Annotated in this window: 19 protein-coding genes and 2 tRNA genes; 12 read left to right on the top strand and 9 right to left on the bottom strand. The window is 64.5% G+C overall.

Annotated features, from left to right (window positions below; translation table 11 throughout):
- Positions 1 to 26: 26 nt before the first annotated feature.
- On the bottom strand, positions 27 to 542 hold the full coding sequence (locus ACVIN2_RS00620) for a MarR family winged helix-turn-helix transcriptional regulator (RefSeq protein ID WP_456764093.1): 516 nt from the start codon (positions 540 to 542) through the stop codon (positions 27 to 29).
- Between the two features lie 181 nt (positions 543 to 723).
- On the opposite strand from ACVIN2_RS00620, the gene ACVIN2_RS00615 reads away from it, so the two are divergent.
- The 6 genes from ACVIN2_RS00615 (at position 724) to pepT (ending at position 5,729) form a co-directional block, all read left to right on the top strand.
- Entirely contained in the window at positions 724 to 1,914 is a 1,191-nt protein-coding gene (locus ACVIN2_RS00615) for a Rieske 2Fe-2S domain-containing protein (RefSeq protein ID WP_456764092.1), read from the top strand.
- 61 nt (positions 1,915 to 1,975) lie between these two features.
- Positions 1,976 to 3,271, top strand: a complete 1,296-nt coding sequence (locus ACVIN2_RS00610) for a spinster family MFS transporter (protein WP_456764091.1) — start codon at positions 1,976 to 1,978, stop codon at positions 3,269 to 3,271.
- Between the two features lie 142 nt (positions 3,272 to 3,413).
- Positions 3,414 to 3,617 (top strand): hypothetical protein, encoded by a 204-nt coding sequence (locus ACVIN2_RS00605; protein WP_456764090.1) that lies wholly within the window; start codon positions 3,414 to 3,416, stop codon positions 3,615 to 3,617.
- Positions 3,618 to 3,774: 157 nt separating this feature from the next.
- A tRNA-Asp gene (locus tag ACVIN2_RS00600) sits at positions 3,775 to 3,851 on the top strand.
- A gap of 195 nt (positions 3,852 to 4,046) precedes the next feature.
- Positions 4,047 to 4,376, top strand: coding sequence for an HU family DNA-binding protein (locus tag ACVIN2_RS00595; protein WP_007603525.1), 330 nt, complete (start codon positions 4,047 to 4,049; stop codon positions 4,374 to 4,376).
- A gap of 102 nt (positions 4,377 to 4,478) precedes the next feature.
- Positions 4,479 to 5,729 (top strand): peptidase T, encoded by a 1,251-nt coding sequence (pepT, locus tag ACVIN2_RS00590; protein WP_456764089.1) that lies wholly within the window; start codon positions 4,479 to 4,481, stop codon positions 5,727 to 5,729.
- A 55-nt stretch (positions 5,730 to 5,784) separates the two neighbouring features.
- Here the strand turns inward: pepT and ACVIN2_RS00585 are convergent, their stop codons facing one another.
- The gene (locus ACVIN2_RS00585) at positions 5,785 to 6,678 is read right to left on the bottom strand and encodes a hypothetical protein (protein WP_456764088.1); all 894 of its coding nucleotides are present in this window, start codon (positions 6,676 to 6,678) and stop codon (positions 5,785 to 5,787) included.
- A 351-nt stretch (positions 6,679 to 7,029) separates the two neighbouring features.
- On the opposite strand from ACVIN2_RS00585, the gene ACVIN2_RS00580 reads away from it, so the two are divergent.
- The 6 genes from ACVIN2_RS00580 (at position 7,030) to ACVIN2_RS00555 (ending at position 14,208) form a co-directional block, all read left to right on the top strand.
- Complete coding sequence (locus ACVIN2_RS00580; RefSeq protein ID WP_456764087.1) at positions 7,030 to 7,254, top strand: hypothetical protein; 225 nt, start codon at positions 7,030 to 7,032, stop codon at positions 7,252 to 7,254.
- Between the two features lie 120 nt (positions 7,255 to 7,374).
- A complete protein-coding gene (locus ACVIN2_RS00575) occupies positions 7,375 to 7,737 on the top strand; it encodes a hypothetical protein (protein WP_456764086.1) in 363 nt (120 codons plus the stop codon).
- A gap of 55 nt (positions 7,738 to 7,792) precedes the next feature.
- Positions 7,793 to 9,067, top strand: a complete 1,275-nt coding sequence (gene ihpA, locus ACVIN2_RS00570; RefSeq protein ID WP_456764085.1) for a divalent metal ion exporter subunit IhpA — start codon at positions 7,793 to 7,795, stop codon at positions 9,065 to 9,067.
- Positions 9,064 to 10,041 (top strand): divalent metal ion exporter adaptor subunit IhpB, encoded by a 978-nt coding sequence (gene ihpB, locus ACVIN2_RS00565; protein WP_456764084.1) that lies wholly within the window; start codon positions 9,064 to 9,066, stop codon positions 10,039 to 10,041. The genes ihpA and ihpB overlap by 4 nt, the downstream gene beginning before the upstream one ends.
- Entirely contained in the window at positions 10,034 to 13,252 is a 3,219-nt protein-coding gene (locus tag ACVIN2_RS00560) for an efflux RND transporter permease subunit (RefSeq protein WP_456764083.1), read from the top strand. Before ihpB ends, ACVIN2_RS00560 begins: the two co-directional genes overlap by 8 nt.
- A 2-nt stretch (positions 13,253 to 13,254) precedes the next feature.
- The gene (locus ACVIN2_RS00555) at positions 13,255 to 14,208 is read left to right on the top strand and encodes a cation diffusion facilitator family transporter (RefSeq protein WP_456764082.1); all 954 of its coding nucleotides are present in this window, start codon (positions 13,255 to 13,257) and stop codon (positions 14,206 to 14,208) included.
- A 202-nt stretch (positions 14,209 to 14,410) separates the two neighbouring features.
- Here ACVIN2_RS00555 and ACVIN2_RS00550 read toward each other — a convergent pair whose 3' ends face one another.
- From ACVIN2_RS00550 to tig, 7 genes are all read right to left on the bottom strand, one after another.
- Entirely contained in the window at positions 14,411 to 15,271 is an 861-nt protein-coding gene (locus tag ACVIN2_RS00550; protein WP_456764081.1) for a class I SAM-dependent methyltransferase, read from the bottom strand.
- A 127-nt stretch (positions 15,272 to 15,398) separates the two neighbouring features.
- Positions 15,399 to 15,475, bottom strand: a tRNA-Val gene (locus ACVIN2_RS00545).
- A 63-nt stretch (positions 15,476 to 15,538) separates the two neighbouring features.
- Positions 15,539 to 15,943: a GFA family protein gene (locus tag ACVIN2_RS00540; protein ID WP_456764080.1), complete on the bottom strand. Its 405-nt coding sequence runs from the start codon at positions 15,941 to 15,943 to the stop codon at positions 15,539 to 15,541.
- 87 nt (positions 15,944 to 16,030) lie between these two features.
- Positions 16,031 to 18,454, bottom strand: coding sequence for an endopeptidase La (lon, locus tag ACVIN2_RS00535; RefSeq protein WP_456764079.1), 2,424 nt, complete (start codon positions 18,452 to 18,454; stop codon positions 16,031 to 16,033).
- A 321-nt stretch (positions 18,455 to 18,775) separates the two neighbouring features.
- Positions 18,776 to 20,047, bottom strand: a complete 1,272-nt coding sequence (gene clpX / locus ACVIN2_RS00530; RefSeq protein WP_007603503.1) for an ATP-dependent Clp protease ATP-binding subunit ClpX — start codon at positions 20,045 to 20,047, stop codon at positions 18,776 to 18,778.
- A 439-nt stretch (positions 20,048 to 20,486) separates the two neighbouring features.
- Positions 20,487 to 21,122 (bottom strand): ATP-dependent Clp protease proteolytic subunit, encoded by a 636-nt coding sequence (locus tag ACVIN2_RS00525; RefSeq protein WP_007603501.1) that lies wholly within the window; start codon positions 21,120 to 21,122, stop codon positions 20,487 to 20,489.
- Between the two features lie 306 nt (positions 21,123 to 21,428).
- The gene (tig, locus tag ACVIN2_RS00520; protein ID WP_456764078.1) at positions 21,429 to 22,790 is read right to left on the bottom strand and encodes a trigger factor; all 1,362 of its coding nucleotides are present in this window, start codon (positions 22,788 to 22,790) and stop codon (positions 21,429 to 21,431) included.
- Positions 22,791 to 22,845: the final 55 nt, after the last annotated feature.

Here is a 22,845-nt window from a genome sequence, read left to right as displayed (position 1 = left end):
CAACATGTTCCGGGATTGCCGGAACGTCAGCGCGAAATCTTCTCGCTCTCGAGCAGCTCGGCGGCGATCTTCGTCAATTGATCGACCTGCTGCAGCAGCGCCTCGAACTCGGCTTCGCTCAGATGTTCGCGCAAACGCCGATTGCGCTCCTGCGCACCGGCGACGATCGCATCATGCGCCGCAAGACCGGTTGCGGTCAGCGAGACCAGAACCTCGCGGCTGTCCTTCGGGTTCGCTGATTTCGCGATCAGCTTGCGCGAGACGAGTTCCGCAAGCGCGCGGCTGATCTGCCCCTTGTCCTGGCCGACAGCTTCCGCAAGCCGCGCCACGCTCATCGGCGGCCGCCGGCCGAGCGAGGCGACCAGGCCAAACTCGACCGAGGACAATCCGGCGAGACGCTTGTAGCGCAAGATGGCGCCGCGCTTGAGCAAATTGGCCAGCACCATCAGCCGCGACGACAGCATGACAGTGATCGGCGCCGGCGACTGAGTTTCGTCCGCATCGGACGATGCGCGCCCGGCCCTGCTTGATGTCTGACTCATGATCCACCTCTGCCAAGAAAGCCGCGGCGTGCCAAGTCTTGGTAGCGCAACCTCCCCAGCCTGATCCGAATGCGACTAAGAGGTATTTGGAAGTCGTTGACATTGTCATCGATCTAATCTTCACTTAGCACAAGGCATCAAAAAAGGCCCGGCCGGTACGGCCGACTGCGGGAGGACCAGCATGAGCATCACCCAGCGGGATCGCGATCTCGGCACGGCCTATGCGATGAAGCCGCCGCACACGCGCACCGAGCTCACCTCGGTCGTGCGCGGCACGCCCATGGGCGAACTGCTGCGACGTTACTGGCATCCGGTCGGGCTTATCAGCGATGCCAGCGACACCCCGAAAAAGGTTCGCGCGCTCGGCGAGGATCTGGTGCTGTTCCGCGACAAGTATGGCCGCGCCGGCCTGCTGCACGCCCGCTGCTGTCACCGCGGCACCACGCTCTATTATGGCAAGGTCGAGGAGGACGGCATCCGCTGCTGCTATCACGGCTGGAAGTTCGACACCGAGGGTCGTTGCCTGGAGCAGCCCTGCGAGCCCGAGGGCGGCCAGTTCAAGGACAAGGTGCGCCAGCCCTGGTATCCGGTCGAGGAACGCTACGGGCTGATCTTCGCCTATATGGGCCCGGCCGAGAAACGCCCGGTGCTGCCGGCCTATCAATGCCTGGAGACCATGGACGACGGCGAGTTCGTGGAAGCCGACGATTCCTCGATCGGCGGCGGTGGTCCCGCGATCATCCCCTGCAACTGGCTCCAGCATTTCGAGAACGTGGTCGATCCCTACCACGTGCCGGTGCTGCACGGCTCCTTCTCGGGTCCGCAATTCACCAACATGATGGCGTCGATGCCGGAGGTGACGTTCGACAAGACGCCGCGCGGGATCGCCGTGCGCTCGATCCGCAAGCAGGATGACGGCCGCGTGTTTTACCGCGTCACCGAGGCGGCACTCCCCACCTTGCGCGTCGTTCCAAACCCGCGCGTGGCGCAGTTCGCCCGCGTCGAGTCGATCGGCTGGACGCTGCCGATCGACGACACCTCGTTCCGCATCTACGTCGCCGGCCGCGTCAAGAACCCCGGCGACATCGGCCGCATGCGCTCGAAATTCAACGGCAAATTCTGGTGGGACATGACCGAGGAAGAGCACCAGCAATTTCCGGGCGATTACGAAGCCCAGGTCGGCCAGGGACCGCAGACCATCCATTCCGAGGAGCATTTCGGCCAGAGCGACCGCGGCATCCTCTTGATCCGGCGCATGCTGAGCGAGCAGCTCGAGGCGATGGAAGCAGGCCGCGATCCGATCGGAATCTCGTTCGATGCAAGCGCGCCTCCGGTCGAATTCGAAGCGGGGAATTACATCCGCGACGCGTGAAGCAACCAGCTCCAATCAAAGCTGGACCGACAACGATAACAAAGACTAATTGGGGGAAGCGATGGTCGATGTGACGTCACAAATGTCGGTGCAAACGGCCGCGACGGCAAAACCCCCGGCGCGGCGCTATTACGTGCTGGGCCTGCTCACGATCATCTACGCGCTGAATTTCCTCGACCGCACGATCTTCAACGTGCTGATCGAGCCGATCAAGAAGGAGTTCCAGCTCAGCGACACCATGATGGGCCTGCTCGCGGGCTTCGGCTTCGCCCTGTTCTATTCCCTGCTCGGCATTCCCATCGCGCGCGTCGCCGACCGGCTCAACCGGCGCAACATCGTCGCCGTCGCCTTTGCGTTCTGGAGCGCGATGACGGCGTTGTGCGGCGCTGCTTCGAGCGTCACCTCGCTGGCGCTGGCGAGGATCGGCGTCGGCATCGGCGAATCCGCAGGCTCGCCCGCCTCGCAATCGATCGTCGCTGATCTTTTCGCCAAGAACGAGCGTCCGCGCGCGCTCGGCATCTACGCCGTCGGCACCTATCTCGGCGTCTTCCTTGGTTATTTCGTCGGCGGCTACGTCAACCAGCACTATGGCTGGCGGATGGCGTTCTACGTCGCGGGCCTGCCCGGCATCCTGCTCGCTATTGTCCTCTGGCTGACGATCTCCGAGCCGAAGCGCGGCGCCATGCAGGAGAATTTCGTGCCCGAACCGCTCGGGCCGACACTGCGCTTCCTGGGTTCGCAGCAGAGCTTCATCATCGTGTTGATCGGCTTCTGTCTGACCACGTACACGAACTACGCGACCGCAGCCTGGATCCCGCCGTTCCTGGCCCGGGTGCACCATCTGTCGAGCGCCGAGATCGGCACCTATGCCGGCACCTTCAAGGGGCTCGCCGGCATGGCCGGCACCCTGCTCGGCGGCTTCGTGGTGGCGCAGATCAGCCGCCGCGACGACCGCTGGAAGCTGTGGGCACCGGCCATCACCTCGGGCCTTGCCGGGCCGGTGTTCGCGCTCTGCATGCTGACGCAGGACTTCAAGATGATGGTCGCCATGCTGGCGCTGACCTCGTTCCTGGTCGGCTTCCATCTCGGGCCGATCTTCGCGATCGCGCAGACGGTCGCCAAGCCGAGCATGCGGGCGCTGGCCTCCGCCCTCATCGCGCTCACCGCCACCTGCTTCGGCCAGGGCGTCGGCCCGCTCGCCGTGGGCATGGTCAATGACGCCCTGAAGGGCGCTTACGGCGCCGACGCCGTGCGCTATTCGCTGCTCTCGGCGGCGGTCACGACCATTCTGGGGGCGCTCCTGTTCGTTTGGGCGGCGCGCTCGATCCGGGACGATATCGGCCGGGCGGCCGCCTGAGGCCGGTGCAGGCCTGCAAGCCCGGCGAAACCAACCGGGCGTATTCATGAAACCATTTTGCGGAACCCGCGAAACCATCCGGAAACAGACGGTCCTTACAACAAGAGCCATAGACGGCGGCAAAGCCCGTCGGGAGGCTCAGATGAACCACTCCATTCATTCCGCTGATCGTGCGACCCACCTGAAGATCGTGGTGGTGGCGCTTGTGGCCGGCATCACGGTGGCCGGCTTCGGGATCGCAGCCCGCACCAATACCGATTACAGCCAGACCGCCCAGTCCGCCCACGTGATCAAGGCCGGCAAGCCGGTCGTGGTGACCAGCGCCGGGACGTCGGAGATCCGCTGACAACCCTGTTCCGGGATGACCAATGGCTGCCTGCGGGCGGCCTTTTCGTTTTCCAAACAATACTTAGCCGGCGAGGCCTGGCAAAGTGCAACATCCTTGACTTCACCCAGCCCCGCCTTTAAGTCCCCCCTCGTTCCGCGCGCTTTCAGCGAACCACGCGGGAGTAGCTCAGTTGGTTAGAGCGCCGGCCTGTCACGCCGGAGGTCGCGGGTTCGAGCCCCGTCTCTCGCGCCATTTTGGCAATTCCTTCATAGCCTTAGAACAAACTTCTACACGCCTTTCGCGGCTGTGACGGCGATTGCCGGCATCCGTCGAGAATTCGCGCCATAGTCAGCCCAAGCCCGAATCGTCTAGGCCTTCCAGGACTTGGAGGGATCCCCACGCTTTTAGCGGTTTTTTCCGGGGCCCCTGTGATTGAGGAGGCCAGACATGGCTAAGAAAGACTCGGCCAAGAAGGATTCGGCGAAGAAGGCTGCCGCTCCCGCCACCATCACGCTCAAGCATCTCGCTGCCGACATTGCGGAGAGCCAGGACCTGTCGAAGAAGCGCGCTGAGGCCGTTCTGACCGACATGGTCGACCTGATCACCAAGCACCTGAAGAAGGGCGACCGTGTCCGGATCGTCGGGCTTGGAATCCTCCAGGTCCGCAAGCGCGCCGCCCGCACCGGCCGTAATCCCGCCACCGGCGAGCCCATTCACATCAAGGCCAGCAAGAAGGTCGCTTTTCGCCCGGTGAAGGAACTGAAAGAGGCGATCTGACCCCTCACGTTTCGTTAAGCCTGATCAGCGTCCTCCGGCCTCACCGCGCCCTGCTTTTCTGGTATACCGCCCCTCTCCCCTGACCCGGCGGTTTGACCAGAAATGTCCTCCCTCACCTTTTCGCATACCGTGACCGAGCGCTTCCTGCGCTACGTCACCATCGACACCCAGTCCGATCCGGAATCCCCGAGCTCGCCCTCGACGGAGAAACAGAAGGACCTCGGCCGTGTGCTCGCCGCCGAACTGAAGGCCATGGGTGTCGAGGACGCGCATCTCGACGACTTCGGCTACGTCTACGGAACGATCCCGGCGAACACGACCAAGAAGGTGCCGGTGATCTGCTTCTGCTCGCACATGGACACTTCGCCCGACGTCACCGGCAAGAACGTCAAGCCGCAGGTCGTGAAGAACTATCGCGGCGGCGACATCACGCTGCCCGGCGACACCAGCCAGGTGATCCGCTTCGCCGAGCATCCGGCGCTGAAGAACCAGATCGGCAACGACATCATCACCACCGACGGCACCACCCTGCTCGGCGCCGACAACAAGGCCGGCGTGGCGGAGATCATGGATGCCGCGCATTTCTTTATCAACAATCCCGACGTGAAGCACGGCACCATCAAGATCCTGTTCACGCCCGACGAGGAGATCGGCCGCGGCGTCGACAATGTCGACATCAAGAAGCTCGGCGCCGAGTTCGGCTACACCATGGACGGCGAGAGCGCGGGCTGCGTCGAGGACGAGACCTTCTCGGCGGACGGCGCCACCATCACCATCAACGGCGTCAGCGCCCATCCCGGCTATGCCAAGGGCAAGATGGAGCACGCGATCAAGATCGCCGCCGCCATCGTCGAGCGCCTGCCCCGCGAAGGCTGCTCGCCCGAGACGACATCAGGCAAGCAGGGCTTTCTGCATCCGATCGGCATCGAGGGCGCGCTGGAGCAGGCGACGGTCTCCTTCATCGTGCGCGACTTCACCGAGGACGGGCTGAAGGAAAAGGAGATCCTGCTCGAGAACATCGTCAAGGACGTGATGAAGGATTTTCCGCGCTCGACCTACACATTCGAGGTGCGGGAGCAGTACCGCAACATGAAGCAGGTGATCGATCGCCACCCGCACATTCTCGAATACGCCATCGAAGCGATCCGCCGCGTCGGCCTGCGCCCGATGCGCACCGCGATCCGCGGCGGCACCGATGGCTCGCGCCTGTCCTTCATGGGCCTGCCCTGCCCCAACATCTTCGCCGGCGAGCACGCGTTTCACTCCCGGCTCGAATGGGTCAGCCGGCAGGACATGGAGAAGGCGGTGCAAACGATCGTCCACCTCGCCATGATCTGGGAGGAGAAGGCCTAGCGCCTCTCGTTAAAGGCAAGATGGCCGGGATCGCTCCCGGCCATCGTCCTGCAGGTTACGGCACCGGCATCGCGCGCGGATTGCGATGGAAGCGGTTCGAGCTTGCCATCCAGTTCGGTAGCGGCTCTCCGTCGCGGTGCCGCCCGCCGGCCACCGCCGCAGCCCAGGCCACCGCAGCGCCGATCAGGGTTGCTGCGGCAACGGAGAAGGCGACGATGATGGAATTGCGCCGCGCCCGATTGATCGCCGTCCTTGAATCGGCGATCAGCGTGTCGACCCGTCGTTCCGAGTCGGGTGCCGCGAGTCCCGTCAGCGCGGCCACCTGCTGCACCAGATAGATCCGATCATCGCTGCTGACGCCGCTGTGGCTCGATGACGTCATCAAGATGCGTCCTGCTTCTGCGCGGGCTTCCCTGAGGTCCGTGTTAGGGGGCCGCCGCGGCGCGCGAAACAGCTTGTCCAGCTCGTAGCTCAACAGAGGCTCGGCGGCGGAGGTATTGCTCGCCGAACTGCGCATCGGCGAACGATCAATCGCAGCTGCGCCGAGTATCGCGAGCAGAGCTGCACCAAGCAGCACGGCAAGCGCCCAGGACATCAGGCCATGCAGCCCGTCCCGCCGTTCGCCGTCGTCTTCGATCGTTGTGATCGCCGGGGCTGGTCGCGTTGTCCGGCCGGCGACATAGCCGCCGAAGCCGAAGCTGATAATCGCCTGGATGATCAGATACAGTCCCGACAGCAAAGCCAGCGCCGCCGATGCATCGCGCCATGTCGGCGAGGCTGAACTGACGCCCAGGCCGACGGCGACTCCAAAGCCGACCAGGATGAACGACATTGCGCCGGCAGCCAAAGCGCCTGCGATGACCGAGCTCCACTGGATGGTGCGCCGGTCGTCGGCAGCGACGCCGCCGCCTTCCATGATCTCTTCCCGTATGAGAGTTTCCATCGTCATCGCCGCTCTCTCAGCGCAGGCCGAAGAACGACAAGATCGCCATGACCACCACGATCAAGCCGATGAGATAAATCAATCCGTCCATGGTCCGTCCTCCTCAATGTCTCCTCGTCGCTAATCACAACGAAGAAAGAACGTTCCAAACTGGCCGAGGCGCGGGAACGAACCGGCGCGATGCGGATTATCTGTCCAAGTCCCAAGGATGAAGTTTGTGAGCACGAAAGCCCCAGCCGGTCGGTCCCGGCTGGGGCTTTCTTTTTGGGCGGCGGTTCCTGTCCTATGTTAGCGACGCCGGCTCTCCGATCATCAAGGATGCGATCCGGGGCGGAACCTCCGGATCGGGAGAGCGGCGTGGATCGCAGAACCGCGTGCCTTCATCAGGCAGATGCATTCCGGGAAAAGGCGATCGCCGATCCCGAGCACCACGACCAGTGGATCGATGAAGCCATCAAATGGCTGGAACGCGCCATGGAAGCCGGCTGTCGCGCCGTCGTGACGGTCGAAGCCGGCGATGTGCCGAACGCAGCAAGCGCAGCGTCAGCCGATGCCCAGTTGAGCCTGATCACGCGCCAATAAGAAGCGCTGTCGTCCTCGCCATCGCTGCGGCAATTGTTCCAGGGACGTAACAATGTTGCGGGTCGACACTGTTCCCGCCCTCATGCTAGGCCGGACACCGACCACAACCAGAGTGAAATCGTGCTCGCGAACCGCCAGCCCTCAGGATCATGTCGGCCGCGCAACTGGCGCGGGCTGCTGTCTGTGCTGATCGCGGTTGTCTACCTGCTCGCAGGAGCGCTGCATGGCCTGCACGACATCGACGTCACCACGCCCGGTGGCGGCTCGGAGATCAGCGCCGTTGTTGACGGCTCCGCAGATCACAACGACCACAAGGCCATCGGCGGGCATCATTGCCATGGCTGCTTCTCGGTGACGGTGGCGCAGCCGGCGCCACCGGCCGCATCGATCGGGCTCGTGTCTGCATCGCGCCCGCAACGCGCATCCCGGCTCGCCGGCATTATTCCCGATACCGACTCCCCGCCTCCCAAACAGATGGCCTGAACGGATTGGTCGGGCGCTCCGCGCCCATGAGGTTCATCCTTCACAGGTCGGTTTCATGTTTTGCAGGGGAATGGCCGCGCGCCTGGCGTGCGCGGCAGCGTGTCTGATTGCCGGATTGGCGCTTGCGCCGTCTCACGCCCAGACTCTGACGATGCGGAGCGCGCTCTCGCGCGCGCTGGCCACGAGCCCGCGGCTGACCGCGGCGGAGCGCGATGTCGGCATCGCCACGGGCCAGCGCATCCAGGCAGGTGCGCTTCTCAATCCGGAGCTGACCTACGAACAGGACAATTCGTTCGGGTCCGGCATCTATCGCGGCACGCGATCGGCCGAGACCACGCTCCAGATCAGCCAGGCCTTCGAGCTGTTCGGCAAGCGCGACGCGCGGATCGCCGCGGGTGTCGCCGGCATCGAGGTCGCCGCGATCCAGCGCAAGGCCGTCAGGCTGGAGGTGCTGTCGGAGACCGCGATCGCTTTCCTCAGCGTGCTCGGCGCGCAGCGGCGCATCCAGATCCTCGACGAGCAGATCACCGCCATTGACCGGCTGACGCCGCTTTTGCGCCGCCGCGTCGAGGCCGGCGCCTCCTCGCCGGCCGAGACCGGCCGTGCGGAAGTGGCATCCGCCCTGGTGAAGGCCGACCGCGAGCGCTTCAAGGCGACGCTGGCCAGCGCCCGGCGCGAGCTTGCGGTCCTGATGGGCGACGCGGCAGCGAAAGTCGGCGAGGTCTCCGGACGGCTCGACACCATGGGACGGCCCCCGACATTCCAGTCGGTCGTCGCCGCAATCGATGCCAATCCGCAGCTGGTGCGCTGGACCGCGATTTATGCCCAGCGCAATGCCGAGCTGTTGCTGGCGCGGCTGCGGCCCTATCCCGACGTGCGGATCGCCGCCGGCTGGCGCCATTTCAACGAGACCAATGACGACGCGGCGCGCCTCACCGTCTCGGTGCCGATCCCCGTGTTCGACCAGAACCAGGGCAATATCCTCTCGGCGCAGGAAAGCCTTGCCAAGACTAAGGCCGAGCGCGAGGCCAACCGCAACACGCTGATCGTGGTCGCCGGCCGCGCCTACGACTCGCTGCAGGGCTCGCTGCGCGAGCTCGCGGTGCTGCGCGAGAGCGCCATTCCAAAGGCCACCGAAGCCTCGGACGCCATCGCTCAAGGCTACGGCCAGGGCCGCTTCAGCCTGCTCGAAGTGCTCGACGCCCAGGCCAGCGTCACCCAGGCGCGGCTGCGCGAGCAGGAGGCGCTGCAGAATTTCCACGCTGGGGTGGCGACCATCGAAGGCCTCGTTGGCAATCCCTTCACGCTGGCGCGGGAGAGCGCACGATGAAGACGTCCTCCACTATCCTCGTCGCATTCGTTGCCGCCATACTCGGCGCTTACGGCTATTCCCTGCTCGGCCCGCCCCGGGTCGAGCACGCCCAACACGCCGCGGACAAGAAGCCGGAGAAGCCGAACCACCATGTCGAGCAGGACGAGCACGGCGCCGACCGGATCCGCATCTCCGACGTCAAACTCGCCGCCGCGGGCGTGACGCTGGCGGAAGCCGGGAGCGTCACGCTGACCGACACGCTCGCCTTCAACGGCATCCTGCGCGCCAACCAGGAAGCCGTGGTGCAGGTGACGCCGCGCTTTCCCGGCGTCGCCAAATCGATCCAGAAGCGCATCGGCGACAAGGTCGGCAAGGACGATCTGCTCGCCGCGATCGAGAGCAACCAGAGCCTCACCGTCTACGAGCTCAAGGCGCCGCTTGCCGGTACCGTCATCGAGCGGCAGATCTCGCTCGGCGAATACGCCTCCGAGCAGAAGCCCGCCTTCGTCGTCGCCGACCTCTCCACCATCTGGGTCGACCTGTCGATCTATCGCCAGGACCTGCGGCGTGTCCGCCTCAACGACGAGGTGCTGATCGATCCCGACGACGGCCGCGGCGAGATCAAGGGCACGATCTCCTACATGGCCCCGATCGGCTCGAGCGAGACCCAGACCGCGCTGGCGCGCGTGGTGCTGCCAAATCCGGACGGGCGTTTGCGTCCCGGCCTGTTCGTCACGGCACGGCTGATCCTCGCCGCTCGCAACGTCGCGGTCGCGGTGCGCCGAAGCGCGATCCAGACCCTGGAGAACCGGACCATCGTGTTCGTCCGCGAGGATGGCGACAAGATCGAGGCGCGCCCGGTGGAGCTTGGCGATTCCGATCCCCGCCATGTCGAGATCAGGGCCGGTCTATCGGCCGGCGAGCATTACGTCGCGGAAAACAGCTTCGTCGTGAAGGCGGAGATGGGCAAGGGCGAGGCCGAGCATGATTGAGCGCCTCATCGCGGTTTCGCTGCAGCAGCGCTGGCTGGTCCTGCTGCTCGCGCTCGGCGCCGTCGCCTTCGGCGCCTGGAATTTCCAGCGCCTGCCAATCGACGCCGTCCCTGACATCACCAACGTCCAGGTCCAGATCAATACCCGTGCCCCCGGCTATTCGCCGCTGGAAACCGAGCAGCGCATCACCTTCCCGGTCGAGACCGCGATGGGCGGGCTGCCGAAACTCGACTACACCCGCTCGCTGTCGCGCTACGGCCTGAGCCAGGTGACGGTCGTGTTCAAGGACGGCACCGACATCTATTTCGCCCGCCAGCTCGTCGGCGAGCGCATCCAGCAGGCAAAGGACCAGCTTCCGGCCGGCGTCGAGGTCGCGATGGGACCAGTCTCGACCGGGCTCGGCGAAATCTTCATGTACACCGTCGAGGCCAAGGCGGGCGCGAAGACGCAAGGCGGCCACGACTATTCGCTGACCGATTTGCGCACCGTGCAGGACTGGATCATCAAGCCGCAGCTTCGCAACGTGCCGGGGGTGATCGAGGTCAACACCATCGGCGGCTTCGAGCGGCAATTCCATGTGCTGCCCGATCCCGGCAAGCTGATGGCCTACCGGCTCGGCTTTCGCGACGTCATGACGGCGCTCGCCGCCAACAACGCCAATGTCGGCGCCGGCTATATCGAGCGCAACGGCGAGCAATATCTGGTTCGCTCGCCGGGCCAGGTCGGCAATGTCGGCGAGATCAGGGACATCGTCATCGGCTCGCGCGGCGGCAATCCCGTCAGGATCAGGGATATCGCGACCGTCACCGAAGGCCGCGACCTGCGCACCGGAGCCGCGACGCGCGATGGCGAGGAAACCGTGCTCGGCACCGCCATGCTGCTGATTGGCGAGAACAGCCGCACCGTGGCGCGCCGTGTCGCGGCCCGGCTCGAGGAGATCGCCAAATCGCTGCCCGACGGCGTCGTGACGCGGACCGTCTACGACCGCACTGATCTGGTCGAGGCCACCATTCGCACCGTCGAGAACAATTTGGTGGAGGGCGCGGCCCTGGTCGTGGCCGTGCTGTTCCTGATCCTCGGCAATATCCGGGCCGCGCTCGTGGTGGCCTGCGTCATTCCGCTGTCCATGGCCATGACGGTCACCGGCATGGTCGAGACCAGGGTCAGCGCGAACCTGATGAGCCTGGGCGCGATCGATTTCGGCATTATCGTCGACGGCGCGGTGATCATTGTCGAGAACTGCCTGCGCATGCTGGCCGAGGCCCAGCGCGAGAAAGGTGGCCTGCTCACGATCTCCGAACGGCTGCGCGCGATCCGGCGCGGGTCGAGCGAGGTGATCAAGCCGAGCCTGTTCGGAACATTGATCATCGCGGTGGTCTACCTGCCAGTGCTGACGCTGACCGGCGTCGAAGGCAAGATGTTCACACCGATGGCGCTGACGGTGCTGATGGCGCTGGGCGCCGCGGTGCTGTTCTCCATCACCTTCGTGCCGGCCGCGGTCGCCATCTTCGTCACCGGCAAGGTGTCCGAACACGAAAACCTGTTCATGCGGCTGGCCAAGCGCGCCTATCTCCCCCTGCTCCGGCTGGCGATCGACCATCGCCTCGGCGTCGCAATCATGGCAGCCATCATCGTGGTCGCAAGCTGCGTTGCCGCCGCGCGCATGGGCGGTGAGTTCATTCCGAGCCTGGACGAAGGCGACGTCGCGCTGGCCTCGATCCGGATTCCCGGCACCAGCCTGACCCAGTCGCTGGACCTGCAAAAGGCGCTGGAAAAGCGCATCAAGCAGATTCCGGAGGTGAAGGAGTTCTTCACCCGCATCGGCACCGCGGAGATCGCAACCGATCCGATGTCGCCGGCACAGACCGACGGCTACATCATGCTGAAGCCGCGCGCCGAATGGCCCGACCCGGGCAGGCCCAAGTCTGACGTGATCGAGGCCATCGACCGTGCCGCCGACGACATCCCCGGCAGCGCCTATGAAATCTCCCAGCCGATCCAGTTCCGTGTCAACGAGCTGATCTCCGGCGTCCGCAGCGACGTCGGCGTCAAGATCTTCGGCGACGACCTCGACATCCTGCAAGGCGCGGCAAAACAGGTGGAGGCCGCGATCCGCGGCATCCGCGGCGCCAGCGACGTCAAGATCGAGCAGGTCTCGGGCCTGCCGATCCTCACCGTCCGCCTCGACCGCCAGGCGCTCGCCCGATACGGGCTCAGCATCAGCGAGGTGCAGGGCATTGTCGAGATCGCGGTGGGCGGCAAGTCGGCCGGCAAGCTGTTCGAGGGCGACCGCCGCTTCGATATCGTCGTGCGCCTGCCGGAACATCTGCGCGGCAATCTCGAGGCTATCCGGGCGATCCCGATCCCGCTGCCGCCGGGTGAGGAAGCAACAATCGGTGCGCCGATCCGGACCGCACTGCCCGGCTCCCCCCTGGCCCAGATGCGCTATGTGCCGCTGTCGTCGGTTGCCACCGTCGATGCGACGCCCGGCCCGAACCAGATCAGCCGCGAGAACGGCAAGCGGCGCATCGTCGTCACCGCCAATGTCCGCGCGCGCGATCTCGGCTCCTTCGTCACCGAGGCCGAGGCAGCCGTCGCGGAGAAGGTCAAGTTGCCGCCGGGCTACTGGATCGGCTGGGGCGGACAGTTCGAACAGCTGGTCTCCGCCACCAAGCGGCTGACGCTTGTGGTGCCCGTGGCGCTGCTGCTGGTGTTCCTGCTGCTGTTCATGGGCATGGGATCGGCGGCGGATGCGGCGCTCGTGTTCTCCGGCGTGCCGCTGGCGCTGACCGGCGGCGTCGCGGCGCTGCTGCTGCGCGGCATTCCCTTATCCATCAGCGCCGGCGTCGGCTTCATCGCGCTGTCGGGCGTCGCCGTCCTCAACGGGCTCGTGATCATCGCCTTCATCGAGCGGCTGCGCAGCGAGGGGCACCCCGTTGCCGACGCCGTGCGCGAGGGCGCGCTGACACGCCTGCGTCCGGTGCTGATGACGGCCCTCGTCGCGTCCCTCGGCTTCGTGCCGATGGCCCTTGCCACCGGGGCCGGTGCCGAGGTGCAACGGCCGCTCGCGACCGTGGTGATCGGCGGCATCATCTCCTCGACCGTGCTGACATTGCTGGTGCTGCCGGCGCTCTACGTGCTGTTCCGCCGTGACGGGGCTGCCGAAACGCCTACAATGGCGCCTGATTTGGCAGCTTCCGGGGAGCGCTAGAGGTGGGCAGCCACGACCATCACGGCCATCATCACCATGATCATGGTCACGATCATGGCCCTGGCCACGCGCATGTCCATGCGCCCGCCAGTTTCGGCAAGGCGTTCGCGATCGGCATCTCGCTCAACACCGCGCTGGTCGTGGCCGAGGCGATCTATGGCTATATCGGCAACTCCACCGCCCTGCTTGCGGACGCCGGCCATAATCTGTCCGACGTGCTCGGCCTGGTCGTGGCCTGGTGCGCATCCATCGCGGCGCGGCGCGCGCCCAGCGGCCGCTTCACCTATGGTCTGCGCGCCTCCACCATCCTGGCGGCGCTGGCGAACGCGGTGTTCCTGCTGGTCGCGACCGGCGCAATCGGCTGGGAAGCGTTTTTGCGTCTGCGTGAGCCGGAGCCGGTCGCCGGCATCACCGTTATGGTGGTCGCCGGCATCGGCATCCTCATCAACGGTTTTACCGCCATGCTGTTCGCGCGCGGACGCAAGGACGACATCAACATCGAAGGGGCCTATCTGCACATGGCGGCCGACGCCGCGGTCTCGCTCGGCGTCGTGGTTTCGGCGGCGCTGATCATCTGGACCGGCTGGCTCTGGCTCGATCCCGTCACCAGCCTCGCCATCTGCGCCACCATTCTCTGGAGCACCACCAGCCTGCTCCGCGGCTCCATCGACATGTCGATGGCGGCAGCGCCCAGGGGCACCGACATTGCCGCGATCAGGGTGTTCCTGCTGGCACGTCCCGGTGTGTCCGCGATCCACGATCTCCACGTCTGGCCGATCAGTACAACGGAAACGGCGCTGACCTGCCACCTCGTCATGCCCACCGGCGCCGGCGATGCGTTCCTGATGGAGACCGCGCAGATGCTGAAGCGCTCCCACCGTATCGGTCACACCACCCTTCAGGTCGAGACCCATCCGGACAATGGCTGCGCGCTGGCGCCGGATGATGTGGTGTGAGGAGTTTCCGTGTCGGCTAAACCTGAGATGTCGTCCCGGCGAAGGCCGGGACCCATAACCACAGGAAGTCGTTTGGGCAAGACTCGTGGTTGTCAGCTTCGCGCCACAACCACTCCTAGGCGTATGGGTCCCGGCCTTCGCCGGGACGACACCGAGTATGTTGCACACAGCTTGCGTTACAGCGACTTTTGAACAGCGGCGCCTACGCCGCCTTCGCCGTCACGATCCAGATCGCGCCCTGGAGCGCCACGCTCGACCCCTTCAGGAATGGCGCGAGCATCTCGCGGATCGAGGCTTTTGCGGCAGCATGCGTCTCCGGCGGATGGCCCTGGAGCGCGCGGCTGGCCGGGCCGATCTGGAGCGAGCCCTCGACCGCGGCGTCGAGGCCGCCGCCGATCGCAACGTCCATCGAAAGATTGTGCGGCTCCATCGCCACATCGACGAACCCGGCCCCCTTGAGGATGCGCGTCACGCGCTCCTCTGAGGCAAAGGCGAACGGGCCCGGCTCTTCCGGCCCGACCGGCGGCATCTTGGGCACATGTTTGTAGACCGCCATCAGCGGCGCCATCATCCAGGGATTTTCCTTCGGCTCGCGCCAGCAGGCAAACGCCAGCCGCCCAGTTGGCTTCAGCGCGCGACGGAGGTTGGTGAAAGAGGCGATCGGATCGGCGAAGAACATCACGCCGAACCGCGAGGCCAGCAGATCAAAACTCGCCGGCTCGAACGGATGCACCGTCGCATCCGCCAGCACGAAATCGAGCGGCAGACCCTTTGGCGCAAAGGTGCGCGCCTGCGACAACATCGGTTCGGAGACGTCGAGCCCGAGTGCGAAGCCATCAGGCGCGACCGCCTTCGCGAACGCGAACGTCGTCGCGCCGGAGCCGCAGCCGACATCGAGAACGCGCTCGCCCGGCTTCGGCCCGGCGCGGGCGATCAGCACATTGGCAATGGGTCCGAGCAAGCTCTCCTGCGCCGCGTGGCGATCGGCCCAGCGCTGCCCGCTGGGGCCGTTCCAGTAGGCGATCTGATCGGCGTTCTGCTCGTGTCCGCTTGGTTGTTGCATAAGGGCCTCTGTGGCTCGGTATCGCCCGCCTGCGCCTATCGGCTTCGGCGCGGCAGCCTTTGTTCGCTTCGCGCCTATACGTGTGAGGCTGGCCCGCCGAGCCGAAGCTCGCGAAGCGAGCAAAGGCTGGTGGGCGGTGAGAGATTCGAACTCCCGACCCTCTCGGTGTAAACGAGATGCTCTAACCAGCTGAGCTAACCGCCCCTCGCCGCTTCTTTATCCCCACCTGCCCCGAGCGGGCAAGCGCGGAACGCCAATTCCTAGGCCTCAATCCTGTGGCCGGCCCGGCAGCAGTGGCACCGCGTCGATCCAGACCGCCGCCGACTGGCACCAGATCTGCCTGACGGGCCGCAATTTGTCGCGCTGGCGGATGCTGCCCCAGCGGATGCCCCAATCGTCCTCCTGGTCGCCCTCGCCGCTCGTGAACAGCGGGGAACCGCACTCGGCGCAGAAATGCTGGAAGCGCATCCGGCCGTTGTCGCCGCGCTTGCCGTAGATTTTTGGCGTGCCGGCGGTCAGGCGGACATCGGCGCCCGAACAGACGGCCGTCACCCGGAACGGCGAGCCGGTCAGTGTCTGGCAATCGGTGCAGTGGCAGACCGACACCGTCTCCGGGTCGATCTCGGCTTCAAAGGTGATCTGGCCGCAATGGCATTGCCCGTCGATGTGCATGGTCGTCATCCACTGCCCAAAACAAAATGGCCCCAAACAAAAACGGCGCCCGAAGGCGCCGTTTTATCATCTTTTCGAGCTGCGATCTCAGTGAGCGGTCAGGCCGCCGGCGGCTTCGTCGCCGTCCGGCTTCACCGTCACCTTGGTGTCCTCTTCCCAGACGATCGGCACCGGCTTCTTCACCAGCGCCTTTGCAACGACGTCGTCGAGGCGCGAGACCGGGATGATCTCCATGCCGCCCTTGATCGCATCGGAAATCTCCGTGAGATCCTTGGCGTTGTCCTCGGGGATCAGCACCGTCTTGATGCCGCCGCGGGCAGCAGCCAGCAGCTTCTCCTTCAGGCCGCCGATCGGCAGCACGCGGCCGCGCAGCGTGATCTCGCCGGTCATCGCGACATCGTGGCGGACCGGGATGCCGGTCATGACCGAGATGATCGCCGTGGCCATCGCAACGCCCGCCGACGGACCGTCCTTCGGCGTCGCGCCTTCCGGCACGTGCACGTGGATGTCGCGCCGGTCGAACAGCGGCGGCTCGATGCCGTAGACGATCGCCCGCGAGCGGACGTAGGACGCCGCCGCCGAGATCGATTCCTTCATCACGTCGCGCAGATTGCCCGTGACCGTCATCTTGCCCTTGCCGGGCATCATGACGCCTTCGATCGTCAGCAACTCGCCGCCGACATCGGTCCAGGCAAGGCCGGTGACGATGCCGACCTGCGGCTCGCTCTCGATCTCGCCGTAGCGGTACTTCGGCACGCCGAGCAGCTCTTCCAGAGTCTTCTCGGTGACCTTGACCGACTTCTTCTTGGAGATCATCAGCTCCTTCACCGCCTTGCGGGCGAGTGTGGAGAGCTCACGCTCCAAATTGCGCACGCCCGCTTCGCGGGTGTAGCGGCGGATCAGAAGCAGCAGCGCGTCGTCGTCGATCGAGAACTCCTTGGAATCCAGGCCGTGCTTGGACACCGCGTTCGGGATCAGGTGCTTGCGCGCGATCTCGACCTTCTCGTTCTCGGTGTAGCCCGCGATCCTGATGATCTCCATGCGGTCCATCAGCGGCCCGGGAATATTGAGCGTATTCGCGGTGGTGATGAACATCACGTTGGACAGATCGTAGTCGACCTCGAGATAATGGTCGTTGAAGGTCGCGTTCTGCTCGGGGTCGAGGACCTCGAGCAAAGCCGAGGACGGATCGCCGCGGAAATCGGCGCCCATCTTGTCGATCTCGTCCAGCAGGAACAGCGGGTTGGACGACTTCGCCTTCCGCATCGACTGGATGATCTTGCCGGGCATCGAACCGATATAGGTGCGGCGGTGACCGCGGATCTCGGCCTCGTCACGCACGCCACCGAGCGACACGCGCACGAACTCACGCCCGGTCGCCTTCGCAATCGACTTGCCGAGCGAGGTCTTGCCGACACCGGGAGGGCCGACGAGGCACAGGATCGGGCCGGTCAGCTTGTTGGCGCGCGACTGCACGGCGAGATACTCGACGATGCGGTCCTTGACCTTCTCCAGCCCGTAGTGATCGGCATCCAGAACCGCCTGCGCGGCCGCCAGATCCTTCTTCACCTTGGACTTCTTGTTCCACGGGATCGACAGCAGCCAATCCAGATAGTTGCGCACGACGGTCGCTTCCGCGGACATCGGCGACATCTGGCGCAGCTTCTTCAATTCATGCTGCGCCTTCTCGCGCGCTTCCTTGGAGAGCTTAGTCTTGGAGATCTTCTCTTCGAGGTCGGCGAGCTCGTCGCGACCGTCGTCGTCGCCGAGCTCCTTCTGGATCGCCTTCATCTGCTCGTTGAGATAGTACTCGCGCTGGGTCTTCTCCATCTGGCGCTTGACGCGCGAGCGGATGCGCTTCTCGACCTGGAGCACCGAGATCTCGCTCTCCATCAGGCCCAGCACCTTCTCAAGGCGCTGCGTGACCGACAGCGTCTCCAGGATGCCCTGGCGATCCGCGATCTTGACGGCGAGATGCGAGGCGACGGTGTCGGCGAGCTTGGCGAAATCGGTGATCGCCTGCACGACGCCGACGACCTCGGCCGAGATCTTCTTGTTGAGCTTCACATAGCTCTCGAAGTCGGACACGACCGAGCGCGCCATGGCCTCGGCCTCGACCGACTTCGCATCGGTGTCGGCGAGCGCAATCGCGGTCGCTTCGTAATAGTCGGCGCGGTCAGTGTACTTCTGCACGCGCGCCCGCTCGAGTCCTTCGACCAGCACCTTCACGGTGCCGTCGGGAAGCTTCAAGAGCTGGAGCACGCTGGCAAGCGTACCGGTCTCGTAAATGGAATCGGGTGCCGGATCATCGTCCGACGCGTTCTTCTGGGTCGCGAGCATGATCAGCGCGTCGTTCTTCATCACCTCTTCGAGCGCGCGGATCGACTTCTCGCGGCCGACGAACAGCGGAACGATCATGTGCGGGAAGACGACGATGTCGCGCAGGGGCAGCACGGGATAGGCGTGCGTTTCGCCATGGACGATGGTTGGCCTGGGTTTTGGATTGGTCATGGCCTTTTCCTTTTGCTTTGCCCCCTTGCACGCAGCCCGCCATGCTCATGCGCAACCGCCACAAGGTGCCGAGGTGATCCGTAGAACCAGTCGGTCCTTTTGAGGTTGGACCGGCCTGCCGGATCGGAACTGAGGCGAATCTTGAAGAGAATTTTTGCTCGCCGCCGACATTAGGTGGCTATCGACCCGGGGGGTGTCAAGTCATTGAAGACGCGCGCCATCAGGCGCTTACGCACGCAAATAAGCGACGCAACACCGGCTGCGGAGATACTTTCCGCAGCCCTTGCTTGAGGAGACGATTGGAGCGTTCCAGCGCCGAAATCAGGCGCTGGCGTTCTCGACGGCGCGATCGGACCGATCGGCGTAGATGTAGAGCGGACGCGCCGTTCCTTCCACGACTTCGCGGGAAATCACGACTTCTTCCACACCTTCGAGGCCCGGCAGGTCGAACATGGTCTCGAGCAGGATCGCCTCGAGGATCGAACGGAGTCCGCGCGCACCGGTCTTGCGCTCGATCGCCCTGCGGGCAACCGCGCCAAGCGCCTCGTCGGCGAAGGTCAGCTCGATGTTCTCCATCTCGAACAGCCGCTGGTACTGCTTCACCAGTGCGTTCTTCGGCTCGACCAGGATCTTCTTGAGCGAAGCCTCGTCCAGATCCTCCAGCGTCGCCACGACGGGCAGACGGCCGACGAATTCCGGGATCAGGCCGTACTTCAGGAGATCCTCCGGCTCGACGTGACGGAAGATTTCGCCGGTGCGGCGGTCTTCCGGCGCGAGCACCTGGGCGGCGAAACCGATCGAGGTCGAACGTCCGCGTGCCGAAATGATCTTTTCGAGGCCCGAGAACGCACCACCGCAGATGAACAGGATGTTGGTGGTGTCCACCTGCAGGAATTCCTGCTGCGGATGCTTGCGGCCGCCCTGCGGCGGGACCGAAGCCACCGTGCCTTCCATGATCTTGAGCAGCGCCTGCTGCACGCCCTCACCCGACACGTCGCGCGTGATCGAGGGATTGTCGGACTTGCGGCTGATCTTGTCGATTTCGTCGATATAGACGATGCCGCGCTGGGCACGCTCGACGTTGTAGTCGGCGGCCTGGAGCAGCTTCAGGATGATGTTCTCGACGTCCTCGCCGACATAGCCGGCTTCGGTCAGCGTCGTCGCATCCGCCATCGTGAACGGCACGTCCAGGATGCGGGCGAGCGTCTGCGCGAGCAGCGTCTTGCCCGAGCCGGTCGGACCGATCAGCAGGATGTTCGACTTCGCAAGCTCGACGTCGTTGTGCTTGGTCTGGTGGTTGAGGCGCTTGTAGTGATTGTGCACCGCGACCGAGAGGACCTTCTTCGCATGGTTCTGGCCGATCACGTAATCGTCCAGCACCTTGCAGATTTCCTTCGGCGTCGGAATCCCGTCGCGCGACTTCACCAGCGAGGATTTGTTCTCCTCGCGAATGATGTCCATGCAGAGCTCGACGCACTCGTCGCAAATGAAGACCGTGGGACCCGCGATCAGTTTGCGAACTTCGTGCTGGCTCTTGCCGCAGAACGAGCAATACAGCGTGTTCTTGGAGTCGCTCGTGCCGACCTTACTCATTCATGTCTCCGTCCGCGGTTCGATCCCGTCCGCTCGATCGCCCTATTCCGGCACGACAGCCGGTACAGTCCTTCAAATAGAGCAAATTCCGTACCAAAAAAGACCCTACGCGTTACATGCCGTGCGAATCACGGTCACTCGATTCCCCGCGATCATAGCCGATCAGTCGTAGCGAACCATGCTGTCACCCGACTATCAAGAATTCGCTAATCGGGGGTCGCCGGCTACCCGTGACAATACCGTGATTTCCGGTCTTGGCACGGGCGAAGTGATCGAAATCACCCCGGCGTTGCTGGATTGCCACGAAAAACAAGCACGAAAGCGGAACTTTCTGCCTGTCGCAGGGCGCAAAACTACGTTTGCGACGCGCGCACGTGTCCTTAACGTGAACGCTCCCTGATGGCGCCGGCGAGCCCGAGGGTTCGCCGCCGCAGTAGTGCTACGGGGTCTTCGGCGCCGCGGTTTCCTCGGCGCGCTTGTCGATGACCCTGTCGACCAGGCCGAACTCCTTGGCGTCGCTCGCGGTCAGGAACTTGTCGCGTTCCAACGCGTCCTCGATCGCCTTGTAGGTCTGGCCGGTGTGCTTCACGTAGATCTCGTTGAGCCGCTTCTTCAGGTTCAGGATTTCCTGGGCGTGCAGCATGATGTCGGTGGCCTGGCCCTGGAAGCCGCCGGAGGGCTGATGCACCATGATGCGCGCGTTCGGCAGCGAGAAGCGCATGTCCTTCTCGCCGGCGCAGAGCAGCAGCGAGCCCATCGAGGCGGCCTGGCCCGTGCACAGCGTCGAGACCGGCGGGCGGATGAACTGCATCGTGTCGTAGATCGCGAGGCCCGACGTCACCACGCCGCCCGGCGAGTTGATGTACATCGAGATTTCCTTCTTCGGATTTTCCGCCTCGAGGAACAACAGCTGCGCCACGATCAGCGTCGACATGCCGTCCTCGACCGGCCCGGTCAGGAAGATGATGCGCTCTTTCAGAAGGCGCGAGAAAATGTCGTAGGCGCGCTCGCCACGGTTGGTCTGCTCGACCACCATGGGCACGAGGTTCATGTAGGTTTCAACCGGATCGCGCATGAGTCACCTAGGGTTTTGAAGAGGCGGACATCGCCAGGCCCGGCTGCCAGTCGGGGCTGGATCTGCCGGAAGGCCGATGGACGTCCCGTGATGCAGGAACTTGGTAGACGAACTTGGTAGAAGCGGAAGGCGTAGCGACAGATATAGCCCAATTCGCGCCTGACAAGTGCGGAGCGAATTAAGGCTTAATCCGTGGGGCAGTTGAAGCTGATTCGTACAAAGAGGCCCAGCCGGCCACCTGGCTAGCTCGACCTCTTTGCTGATCATCCTTAATGCAAGGCTATCCCAAAGGCTCGCCGAGAGCCCTCAAGCGGCGGTCTTTTCCGCCTCGTCGTCCTTGTAGAGATCGTCGCGCGAAACCTTCTTTTCGGTCACGTTGGCGAGCTCGAGGATGAAGTCGACCACCTTGTCCTCATAGATCGGTGCACGAAGCTGGGCCAACGCTTGGGCGTTGCTGCGGTAATAGTCCCAGACCTCCTTCTCGCGGCCCGGCATCGAGCGCGCCCGCTCGATCACGGCGCGGCCGACCTCGTCGTCGGTCACGGAGATCTTGTTCTTCTCGCCGATCTCGGAGAGCACGAGGCCGAGCCGCACGCGGCGATCGGCGATCTTGCGGTACTCTTCCTTGGCGGCCTCTTCAGTGGTGTCCTCGTCGGCGAAGGTCTTGCCGGCGGAGTCCATCTCGGCCTTCACCGAGTTCCACATCAGATTGAACTCCTCGTCCACCAGCGAGGGCGGAGCCTCGAAGCGATGGGCCTCGTCGAGGCGGTCGAGCAGCGCGCGCTTGACGCGCTGGCGCGTCGCGGTCGCGAACTCGGCAACCAGCCGCTCGCGTGCCGCTTCCTTCAGCTTGTCCAGCGATTCGAGGCCGAGCGTCTTGGCGAACTCGTCGTCGATCGCGAGATCCTGCGGCGCCTCGATCAGCGTCGCGGTGGTCTCGAACTCGGCCGGCTGGCCGGCGAGCTTGTCGTTCATGTAGTTCTTGGGAAACGCCACCTTCAGCGTGCGGGTCTCGTCGGTGGCGATGCCGGTGAGCTGCTCTTCGAAGCCGGGGATGAAGGTGTTGGACCCGATCACCACCTGGATGCCCTCGCCGGCGCCGCCCTCGAAGGGCTCGCCGTTGATGGTGCCCTTGAAGGCGACGGTGACGCGATCACCCGACTCGGCCTTGGCGCCCTCGCCCTTCGCGGCATAACCGCGGTTCGAATCGGCGATGCGCTTGATCGCCTCGTCGACGTCGGCGTCGGTGACTTCGGCGACGGGCTTCTCGACCTCGAAGGTCTTGAAGTCGGCGAGCGCGATCGAGGGCACCACCTCGATCGCAACCGTGTAGGTCAGATCGGTTTTGCCGTTGAGCAGCTCCTCGACCTCGGCCTGCTCGGTCGGCATGGTGATCTTCGGTTCGGTCGCAAGGCGGAAGCCGCGCTCGGAGAACAGCTGCGTGTTGGTGTCGCGGATGGTCTGGTCGATGGTCTCGGCCATCACCGAGCGGCCATAGACCTTCTTGAGGTGCGTGACCGGTACCTTGCCGGGACGGAAGCCGTTGATTTTGACCTTGTCCTTGAGGTCGACGAGTTTGGCACCGGCCTTGGCGTCGAGATCAGACGCGGGAACGCTGATCTTGAACTCGCGCTTCAAACCTTCCGAGAGGGTTTCTGTGACCTGCATGGTGTCCAATCTTCTTCTCGTTCGGTCCCGGCGCGCATGCGTCGGGACGCTGTCA

Source organism: Bradyrhizobium sp. USDA 3650, assembly GCF_054057395.1.
Note: the sequence above shows the minus strand (reverse complement) of the source record. Positions and strands in the feature narration are given on the sequence as shown.

Excerpts from the sequence above, each read along its gene's own strand:
- ACVIN2_RS00585 (WP_456764088.1), bottom strand. The coding sequence starts at position 6,678 with ATGACGATGGAAACTCTCATACGGGAAGAGATCATGGAAGGCGGCGGC.
- ACVIN2_RS00540 (WP_456764080.1), bottom strand. The coding sequence starts at position 15,943 with ATGCACATCGACGGGCAATGCCATTGCGGCCAGATCACCTTTGAAGCC.
- ACVIN2_RS00610 (WP_456764091.1), top strand. The coding sequence starts at position 1,976 with ATGGTCGATGTGACGTCACAAATGTCGGTGCAAACGGCCGCGACGGCA.
- ACVIN2_RS00620 (WP_456764093.1), bottom strand. The coding sequence starts at position 542 with ATGAGTCAGACATCAAGCAGGGCCGGGCGCGCATCGTCCGATGCGGAC.
- ACVIN2_RS00525 (WP_007603501.1), bottom strand. The coding sequence starts at position 21,122 with ATGCGCGATCCGGTTGAAACCTACATGAACCTCGTGCCCATGGTGGTC.
- pepT (WP_456764089.1), top strand. The coding sequence starts at position 4,479 with ATGTCCTCCCTCACCTTTTCGCATACCGTGACCGAGCGCTTCCTGCGC.
- ACVIN2_RS00615 (WP_456764092.1), top strand. The coding sequence starts at position 724 with ATGAGCATCACCCAGCGGGATCGCGATCTCGGCACGGCCTATGCGATG.
- ACVIN2_RS00595 (WP_007603525.1), top strand. The coding sequence starts at position 4,047 with ATGGCTAAGAAAGACTCGGCCAAGAAGGATTCGGCGAAGAAGGCTGCC.
- ACVIN2_RS00605 (WP_456764090.1), top strand. The coding sequence starts at position 3,414 with ATGAACCACTCCATTCATTCCGCTGATCGTGCGACCCACCTGAAGATC.
- ACVIN2_RS00560 (WP_456764083.1), top strand. The coding sequence starts at position 10,034 with ATGATTGAGCGCCTCATCGCGGTTTCGCTGCAGCAGCGCTGGCTGGTC.
- clpX (WP_007603503.1), bottom strand. The coding sequence starts at position 20,047 with ATGAGTAAGGTCGGCACGAGCGACTCCAAGAACACGCTGTATTGCTCG.
- lon (WP_456764079.1), bottom strand. The coding sequence starts at position 18,454 with ATGACCAATCCAAAACCCAGGCCAACCATCGTCCATGGCGAAACGCAC.
- ihpA (WP_456764085.1), top strand. The coding sequence starts at position 7,793 with ATGTTTTGCAGGGGAATGGCCGCGCGCCTGGCGTGCGCGGCAGCGTGT.
- ACVIN2_RS00550 (WP_456764081.1), bottom strand. The coding sequence starts at position 15,271 with ATGCAACAACCAAGCGGACACGAGCAGAACGCCGATCAGATCGCCTAC.
- ihpB (WP_456764084.1), top strand. The coding sequence starts at position 9,064 with ATGAAGACGTCCTCCACTATCCTCGTCGCATTCGTTGCCGCCATACTC.
- tig (WP_456764078.1), bottom strand. The coding sequence starts at position 22,790 with ATGCAGGTCACAGAAACCCTCTCGGAAGGTTTGAAGCGCGAGTTCAAG.